We start from the raw sequence: 6,564 nt of genomic DNA, 5'->3' as shown, positions 1-6,564 counted from the left end.
CATTGCAGAAGGAAGATAGGTGGACGGATTTTACTCCGCCCGCGGACGGTCTATTCCGCCGCTTCCGTGGCCGACTTTTGCACCGCCGTTCTCAGTTACGGTGGGTGATGAGATCCACGAATGGAAGTCCACCGAAATTGCCGACACGTTGCGGCAGGGGACCGGCGCAAGGCTTCAGCCGATTGAGCTTTATGCCTCGACCGCTGGCCGTCGCGAAAACCGCGTGGGTTTTGAGTGGTTTCAGGAATCGCTTTCGATCATGCGCGGCGAGATCGATGATCCGTCGACATTGGTGGTTTATTTCGGGATCGAAGATGAAGACGACTGGACCGATGAGACGATCTGGCGAAAGGCCAATCCCAGCCTCGGCCTGACACCGACGCTGGACTATCTGCAAACGGAGTTTCGCAAGGCCAAGGGCCGACCGGCGCAAGAGGCGATCTTTCAGTGTTACCACCTCAACCGCTGGGTCGATCAGATCGGTGGCTGGCTGCCACGTTCGAAATGGCAGGCCTGCACTACGGACGCGAAATCGTGGTCGCGCCTATGGGAAGAAAACAAGGGGCGGCGCGCGCTTCTGGCTTTCGATGTGTCGTCGGTCAATGACCTGACCGCGCTTGTGGCAATCCTGCCGCCGGATGCGGACAATGACAAATGGGTTGTCATTCCCCGGTTCTGGGTTCCGGAGGAAACGCTTGAACGGCGGGCGCAGGAGGACAAGCGGGTCAACTGGAATGCTTGGGTGAAGACCGGCGCGCTGGAAACAACGCCCGGTGATTTTGTCGATCTCAACTTTCTGATGCGGGCCATCTTTGATGCCGGTGCGCATTTCGACGTCGAGCGGATCGGCTATGACCCATGGGGCACCAGCAAGCTGATCGGGGACCTGCAGCATGAGGGGCTGGATCCCGAACTGCTGGTCGATATGCGCCAGACGACGGCCAATCTCAGCGCGCCGACCAAAGAATTTGAACGGCTGGTTTTTGCGCAGGATATCGAGCACGGCGGCCACCCGGTTCTGGCATGGATGGCCGGGCACTGCTCGGTGCGGTTTGACGTCAACCTCAACTACGTGCCGGACAAGAAACATTCACTCGACAAAATCGACGGTGTTGTCGCCACGGTCATGGGGATCGGGCTTGCGATGACCGATGAAGAACCGGAACCGGTCTCGCCCTGGGATGATCCGGAATACACGCTGGTGAAGCAATCATGAGACTATTCAGCAGAAAGCCCGGTCGGGAGGTTCGTGCGGCGAATATCGAAGACCCGAAGGTCAAGGTGAGTGCTTCGAACTTTCTTGAGTTCTTCGGGATCAAGTCGGGCAACCTGCCATCCGTGACGATCGAGAATGCAATGCGCGTTCCGGCGTTCTCGGCGGCGGTGAGTTTCCTTTCAGGGAGCCTTGCAAACCTGCCGCTTCATGCCTTCAAAACCGGGAAGGACGGCGCAAGCCAGATCAAGGGTGGCGTGCAGACGCTTTTGAATGAAGCGCCCAACCCGCAATGGACCAGTTACAGCTGGCGGGAATATTGCTGGTCGCAAGTGTTTACGTCCGGCCGCTCGCTGTCATGGATTGAGCGGGCCGGGCGGTCGGTGGTTGCGATCTGGCCGATGGAGCCGGGCAAGGTGACCATTCGCAGAACCGGCGGGCGCGTCAGCTATTCCTATGAGGGCAAAACCTATGATGCGCAGGACGTGATCGACATCGCATTCTTGCGAAAGTCTGACATGATTTCCTCCTATGCACCGGTCGCGACCGGCCGGAACGCGATCCAGCTGGCGCTGGCGATGAACGAATACGGCTCAAACTTCTTTGCCAATGGCGGTATCCCACCGCTTGCCCTGACCGGTCCGATGCCGACCGGTGCGAACGCCATGAAGCGCGCGAAAGATGATATCGATCGGGCTATCGACTATGCCCGTGAATTTGGTGACAGCTTCTTTTCCATTCCGCCGGGCTATGAGCTGAAGCAGGTCGGGTTTGACCCGGCAAAAGGCCAGATGACCGAGGCGCGCCGGTTCCAAATTGAGGAAATTGCGCGGTTGTTCAATCTGCCACCGCTTTTCCTGCAGGATCTGATCCACGCCACGCTGAACAATTCGGAGCAGCAGGACCTGCATCTGGTCAAACACGTCATTGCGCAATGGGCACGCAATTTTGAGCAGGAAATCAATCTCAAACTGTTCGGGCAGATGCGCAATTCCCGATATGCGGAACACAATCTGGATGCGTTGATGCGCGGTGACTTCAAGAGCCGGATTGAAGGTCTGGCGCGCGGTGTCCAGTCCGGCATTCTCACGCCGAACGAGGCGCGCGAGAAGGAAAACCGGCCCAACAAGCCGAACGGCGACACCCTCTATATTCAGGGGGCGACAGTCCCGCTGGGCACGGTCTCTCCCAGCTCGGCTCCAGTTTCGGGCGAACCTACCACCGGAGAATGAATATGACGCTGCTAAAGCGAGCGATCGTCCGCCGTCCCGAGATACGGGCCGACGGCGACACGAAGACGGCTGTCGGTTATGCGGCGCTGTTCAACAGTGATGCCGATATCGGTGGCCTGTTTGTCGAGCGTATCGCACCGGGTGCTTTCACCGACACTTTGAAAAACAACGATGTGCGGGCGCTGATTGATCATGATCCGGGGCGGGTGATTGGCCGGACTTCTGCCGGCACGTTGCGCCTCACCGAAGATGACAAGGGGCTGCGCGTCGAAGTCGACCTGCCGGAAACGACAGACGGGCGAGACCTCGCAGTCCTGCTTGAGCGCGGTGATATCTCGGGTATGTCGTTCGGCTTCCATGTCGTCAAACAGGAATGGGACGAAACGGCCGAACCGTGGAAACGGACGATTATTGCAGCCGACCTGATGGAAGTCAGCGCCGTGGCCTTCCCGGCCTATGACGACACCCAGCTTGCAATGCGGGATCTCGAAGCGGCGAAAAAAGACCGCGCCCGAACCAATTTTCATGCAGCCGCCCGACGGCTGCGGATGAAAGCGACCCTCGATCTCAGATCGCGGAGTAAGGCGTAAGGCGGGCCGCCAAGCGCTGAACCACCTCACTGAAAATCAAGAATGGAGCTCTAGAATGGTGCAACGCATCAAAGAGTTGCGGCAGCGGCAGGAAACGATTGCCGAAGAGGCCCGTGAACGTCTCAACCAGATCAACGACAACACCGATGAAGCCCGCGCGACAGAGCTTGAAGCGGCACATGACACGGCAATGGCCGAATATGACAAGCTCGAAAAGCAGATCCAGCGCGAGGAACGACAGCTCGAAATCGAGCGCAGTGCTGAAGAACGCCGTGCGCGCAACCGTCCGACCGGCGATGATGTCGAAACACGGGGTGCTGGCGGTGAAGATCCTTCGCCGGAATATCGCAACGTGTTTGCCCGCGTGATTTGCGGGACCGAGATCTCCGATCTGACGGCAGAGGAACGCAATGTTCTGCGGGCCGGGGCGGCGAAATTCGAAAACCGCGCACAGACAACCGGCAGCAATACCGCCGGTGGCTACACGGTCCCGACTGAGCTTCATGGCGAAATCATCAAGGCGATGAAGGCCTGGGGGCCGATGTACGATGAAGAGGTGGCCACGGTCATGAACACGGCAGGCGGCAATCCCATTCAGGTGCCGACGGTCGATGACACCGACAATGAAGCCGATCTGCACACGGAAGGCGAGGAACTGAAGGATGACGGCAGCGGCGACGTTGAGTTCGGGCAGAAGCTTCTGAACGCCTATGTCTACAACACGCCCTTCGTTCGCTGGTCTTTCGAGCTCGACACGGACGGCATCGTCAACATGGAATCCTTCCTCGGCTTTCTGATCGGTGAACGGCTCGGCCGCATCGCGAACCGCCAGCTGACGGTGGGTACTGGCACCAACGCGCCGAACGGCATTCTGACGGCTTCCAGTCAGGGATTGATGGCGGCCGCTGCTGCCAGCCTGAAATTCGATGAGATCATGGCGCTGGAGCACTCGGTCGATCCGGCCTACCGGAGCAGCCCGAAGGTCCGTTACATGTTCAACGACAACACGCTTCTGGCGATCCGTAAGCTGAAAGACGGCGACGGCAACTATCTCTGGCAGAAGGGCGATGTCCAGGCGGGGATCCCCGCCAACTTCAATGGTCGCAAATACTCGATCAATCAGGCCATGCCCGACATCGGTGCGGGAAACAAGCCGATGCTGTTCGGTGATTTTTCCCGCTATTTCGTTCGGAAAGTTGGTGTGCCGGTTGTTGGCGTGATGCGTGAGCGGTTCTGGCCCGACATGGGGATCGCCGGTCTGATCCGTTTCGACGGTGAGCTGGGCGACGCCAATGCCGTCAAACACCTCAAGATGAAGGCTTCCTGATTTTCAGGCTGAAACGGCGGGCGCTTGATCGCGCCTGCCGACCTTCTCCGATGGAGTGCAATCATGGAAATCAAGATGCTGGCTGGATATACCGGCCCGGACTATATTCTTGCGCCCGGTGAACGGCGCGACTTTCCGAAAGATAAGGCGGTTACTCTGATCAAGGCCGGGTTGGCGGTTCCGGTGGGTGAACGGCGGTTCAACACGATGGTGAAGCCGTCTGCATCGGAGACCCGGCGATGAGCCGCATGGGATGGTCAGAGCCGGTTATAATCGCGCCATCTAACGGTGAAGCGCTGTCGCTTGAGACCGCGAAAGAACAGCTGACCGTCGATTTTGACGATGATGACAGTTTCATCCAGCGGCTGATCGCCACTGCCTGCGATCATGTCGAGCAGGTTGCCGGGCTTGTCGTCACGCAAAAGACCATAAAGCTTCATTGCCATAGCTTCGGGGACCTGCAGCGCCTGCCTGTGGGGCCGGTCAAAGAGGTGGTTGCAGTACGCTATGTTGGGCCTGACGCTATCGACGGCACTCTGGATCCATCCACCTATGAAGCGCGCCTTGAAGGACTGCGGGCCTCGATCGTGATCAGGCCGGGCAAGCGGTGGCCTGCCATTCAGTCGGGATCCCGCATCGCCGTTGATGTGGTCGCGGGCTTTGATGAAGTGCCTGCCGCCGTCTGTCAGGCGATGCTGTTGCTGATCGGCACGTGGTACCGAAACCGGGAGCAGGTCATCACCGGCACCATAACTGCGGAATTGCCGGACAGCTCCGGGTTCTGGTCCTTGCTGAGCAATTATCGTCTGAACGCATAGGTGAAACCATGGTCTGGCTTGTCTTTGATAAACCTTTTCGGTGGTCGCCACCGGAACGGCCGAAAATCACAATCGCCTATCGATCCGGCGGTACATACAATGTCCGGGTAGCCTGTGCTGAGACTGCCTTGAACGCGGGCGCGGCCCGGCGAATGAATGCGGAGGCTGACAATGGCACGGCCGGCGAATAGCGGCGGCCAGCTGCGGTCCCGGCTGCATTTCCAAAAGCGCGGCGCCACGGATGATGGTTATGGCAATCCGGTCGCCGGTAAGTTCGAAACGGTCTTTACCCAGCGTGCCCAGATGATTGCCCGCAACGGTACGGAAACGGTCATGGCCGAAAGGCTGCAAGGTGTTCAGCCTTATACGGTCCGTATCCGCCACAGCACACAGGCCGCCGAAGTGACGGCGGACTGGCGCATCGTGGATGCCCGCAAGCCCGGCAGGGTGTTTGCGATCACCGCGCCGCCGGTCAATGTCGATGATGAAAACCGGTGGGTTGAGATGATGGTTGCCGAAGGCGAGCCGAGCTGATGGCCCGGCGTGCGACAATTCAGGGGCGTGCTGCTCTTGAACGGAAGATGAAGCGCATGCCGGTCGTTGCGAAAAAGCTGATCAAGGCCGCGATGGAGCAATCTGCAGATGAGATTGTCGCGCTTATGAAAAGTCTTGTCCCGGTCGACAGCGGTGCGCTTCGCGACAGCATCGGCTGGACATGGGGCAGGACCCCTACAGGGGCAAGTATTGCCGCCACCGTAAAATCCCAGCTCGGGTCCGAACTCACCATCACGATCTATGCTGGCGATGATGATGCCTTCTGGGCGCGATGGGTGGAATTCGGCCGGCAGGACATGACGGCGCAACCTTACTTCTATGTGTCCTACCGGGCCAAGCGCCGGCGCGTGAAATCACGCATATCCCGATCGCTCACAAAGGCGGCCAAACAGGTCGCAGCAGGTCACTGATGGATCCAAACTATGAACTGAGCCGGGCGGTCATTGCGGCGTTGAAAACTGCCCCGGATGTTACCCGGTTCACCGGCACGCGCATCTTCGACCGGGTGCCCGCCGATCCGAAACCGGCCTTTCCCTATATCTCCATGGGCCCGAGCGATAGCCTGCCGGATGATGCCGACTGCATCGACGGTGAGGAAATCAGCATTCAGATCGATTGCTGGTCTCAGGGTGCTGGAGAAGCCTTCGGTTCCGCCGAGGTCAAGAAGCTCGCCGGCGCTGTGAAGCGTAGCTTTCACGATGCAGGCCTCGGGCTTGCCGACAACGCGCTGTTGTCGCTTCACCATCGCGCCACCCGGATCATGCGGGAGCCGGACGGCATCACCAACCATGCAGCCCTGTCGTTCACGGCGTTTGTCGAGATCGGCTGA

Annotated in this window: 9 protein-coding genes; all 9 read left to right on the top strand. The window is 59.1% G+C overall.

The annotated features are described in order from the left end of the window. The first annotated feature begins 19 nt into the window (after positions 1–19). The 9 genes from ABID12_RS19905 (at position 20) to ABID12_RS19865 (ending at position 6,564) form a co-directional block, all read left to right on the top strand. Positions 20–1,216, top strand: coding sequence for a terminase TerL endonuclease subunit (locus tag ABID12_RS19905; protein ID WP_354435807.1), 1,197 nt, complete (start codon positions 20–22; stop codon positions 1,214–1,216). Further along, entirely contained in the window at positions 1,213–2,445 is a 1,233-nt protein-coding gene (locus ABID12_RS19900; protein ID WP_354435806.1) for a phage portal protein, read from the top strand. Before ABID12_RS19905 ends, ABID12_RS19900 begins: the two co-directional genes overlap by 4 nt. Before the next feature lie 2 nt (positions 2,446–2,447). After that, a complete protein-coding gene (locus tag ABID12_RS19895; RefSeq protein ID WP_354435805.1) occupies positions 2,448–3,035 on the top strand; it encodes an HK97 family phage prohead protease in 588 nt (195 codons plus the stop codon). Between the two features lie 55 nt (positions 3,036–3,090). Then, positions 3,091–4,362, top strand: coding sequence for a phage major capsid protein (locus ABID12_RS19890; protein WP_354435804.1), 1,272 nt, complete (start codon positions 3,091–3,093; stop codon positions 4,360–4,362). Positions 4,363–4,425: 63 nt separating this feature from the next. Then, a complete protein-coding gene (locus ABID12_RS19885; protein WP_354435803.1) occupies positions 4,426–4,605 on the top strand; it encodes a hypothetical protein in 180 nt (59 codons plus the stop codon). Then, positions 4,602–5,180: a head-tail connector protein gene (locus ABID12_RS19880; RefSeq protein WP_354435802.1), complete on the top strand. Its 579-nt coding sequence runs from the start codon at positions 4,602–4,604 to the stop codon at positions 5,178–5,180. Before ABID12_RS19885 ends, ABID12_RS19880 begins: the two co-directional genes overlap by 4 nt. A 171-nt stretch (positions 5,181–5,351) precedes the next feature. After that, a complete protein-coding gene (locus tag ABID12_RS19875; protein ID WP_354435801.1) occupies positions 5,352–5,714 on the top strand; it encodes a phage head closure protein in 363 nt (120 codons plus the stop codon). Next, positions 5,714–6,145 (top strand): HK97-gp10 family putative phage morphogenesis protein, encoded by a 432-nt coding sequence (locus tag ABID12_RS19870; protein ID WP_354435800.1) that lies wholly within the window; start codon positions 5,714–5,716, stop codon positions 6,143–6,145. Before ABID12_RS19875 ends, ABID12_RS19870 begins: the two co-directional genes overlap by 1 nt. Then, complete coding sequence (locus ABID12_RS19865) at positions 6,145–6,564, top strand: DUF3168 domain-containing protein (protein ID WP_354435799.1); 420 nt, start codon at positions 6,145–6,147, stop codon at positions 6,562–6,564. The genes ABID12_RS19870 and ABID12_RS19865 overlap by 1 nt, the downstream gene beginning before the upstream one ends.

Origin of the sequence: Martelella mangrovi, from assembly GCF_040545495.1 — a bacterium.
Lineage (GTDB): Bacteria > Pseudomonadota > Alphaproteobacteria > Rhizobiales > Rhizobiaceae > Martelella > Martelella mangrovi.
Note: the sequence above shows the minus strand (reverse complement) of the source record. Positions and strands in the feature narration are given on the sequence as shown.

Excerpts from the sequence above, each read along its gene's own strand:
- ABID12_RS19900 (WP_354435806.1), top strand. The coding sequence starts at position 1,213 with ATGAGACTATTCAGCAGAAAGCCCGGTCGGGAGGTTCGTGCGGCGAAT.
- ABID12_RS19895 (WP_354435805.1), top strand. The coding sequence starts at position 2,448 with ATGACGCTGCTAAAGCGAGCGATCGTCCGCCGTCCCGAGATACGGGCC.
- ABID12_RS19890 (WP_354435804.1), top strand. The coding sequence starts at position 3,091 with ATGGTGCAACGCATCAAAGAGTTGCGGCAGCGGCAGGAAACGATTGCC.
- ABID12_RS19885 (WP_354435803.1), top strand. The coding sequence starts at position 4,426 with ATGGAAATCAAGATGCTGGCTGGATATACCGGCCCGGACTATATTCTT.
- ABID12_RS19880 (WP_354435802.1), top strand. The coding sequence starts at position 4,602 with ATGAGCCGCATGGGATGGTCAGAGCCGGTTATAATCGCGCCATCTAAC.
- ABID12_RS19875 (WP_354435801.1), top strand. The coding sequence starts at position 5,352 with ATGGCACGGCCGGCGAATAGCGGCGGCCAGCTGCGGTCCCGGCTGCAT.
- ABID12_RS19870 (WP_354435800.1), top strand. The coding sequence starts at position 5,714 with ATGGCCCGGCGTGCGACAATTCAGGGGCGTGCTGCTCTTGAACGGAAG.
- ABID12_RS19865 (WP_354435799.1), top strand. The coding sequence starts at position 6,145 with ATGGATCCAAACTATGAACTGAGCCGGGCGGTCATTGCGGCGTTGAAA.